This is a genomic window from Streptomyces sp. NPDC107546, assembly GCF_055639175.1.
This window is the reverse complement of the sequence record NZ_JBVKBA010000008.1, coordinates 1-1053: the sequence shown is the minus strand read 5'-3', so window position 1 is coordinate 1053 and position 1053 is coordinate 1. Positions and strand designations below refer to the sequence as shown.

The 1053-nt window shown below is 68.7% G+C and carries 1 protein-coding gene and 1 rRNA gene; one reads left to right on the top strand and one right to left on the bottom strand.

Going from position 1 to position 1053, the window contains the following annotated elements:
* Nucleotides 1–637 (top strand): hypothetical protein (locus tag ACZ7L1_RS13740; protein ID WP_471436957.1); only part of this gene is annotated, 637 nt, incomplete at its 5' end.
* 120 nt (nucleotides 638–757) lie between these two features.
* Here ACZ7L1_RS13740 and rrf read toward each other — a convergent pair.
* Nucleotides 758–874 (bottom strand): 5S ribosomal RNA (gene rrf / locus ACZ7L1_RS13735).
* Nucleotides 875–1053: the final 179 nt, after the last annotated feature.

Here is a 1053-nt window from a genome sequence, read left to right as displayed (position 1 = left end):
GCGGGCCGGACGGCCGATCGTCACGGCGGTCATCCCGACGGAAGCCGCCGCGGTCGCCGTCCCGGCGGTCGTCACGACGGTCATCCCGCCGACCGTAACCGCCTCGGTCGTCACGACGGCCGTGGCCACCGCGCTGGTCGTCACGGTGGCCACCGCGTTGGTCGTCCCGGCGGCCGTAGCCGCCACGGTCGTCGTCGCGACGGCCGTAGCCGCCACGGTCGTCGTCGCGGCGGGGGGATCCGCCGCGGTCGTCGTCCCGACGGCTGTGTGCGCCACGGTCATCATCACGACGGAAGGAGGGGCGGTCGTCGTCGCGCCGGAAGCCACGGTCGCGATCGTCGCGGCGCGGACCGGACGAGCGGTCGTCACGGCGGAAGGAAGGACGCCCACCACGGTCGCGGTCGTCACGGCCACGGAAGCCGCCTCGGTCGCCCCTATCGCCTCGGTCACCGCTATCGCTCCGGTCGCCCCTGTCGCCGACACGGCGGTCGTCTCCACGGCGGTCGTCGCGCCGGCCGTAGCCGCCGCGGTCGTCGCCGCGGCGCGGGCCACCGCGGTAGCCGCCACGGTCACCACTGTCCCGGCGGCGCGGGTCGCGCTCAGGACGCTCGTCGGGAGAGTTGGTGGACATGGGTGACTCCTGTCTTCGGTACCGCAAAATCATTGTCGCGCAGCCGGGTACCCGGCGCGCCCGGGGAAAACGAAAAAGGACCCTTGGTCCCAGCATGTCGCTGGGACCAAGGGTCCTCCAAAGATTGTTCGGCGGCGTCCTACTCTCCCACAGGGTCCCCCCTGCAGTACCATCGGCGCTGTAAGGCTTAGCTTCCGGGTTCGAAATGTAACCGGGCGTTTCCCTCACGCTATGGCCACCGAAACCCTAATGGTTTCGAGCGAACAAGCACACTCTTCAGTTGTCTGTTCTGCTCAAAGCCGGCAACTGTTCGTTGCCTCAGAACTGACACAGTGGACGCGAGCAACTGAGGACAAGCCCTCGGCCTATTAGTACCAGTCACCTCCACCCGTTACCGGGCTTCCAGACCTGGCCTATCAACC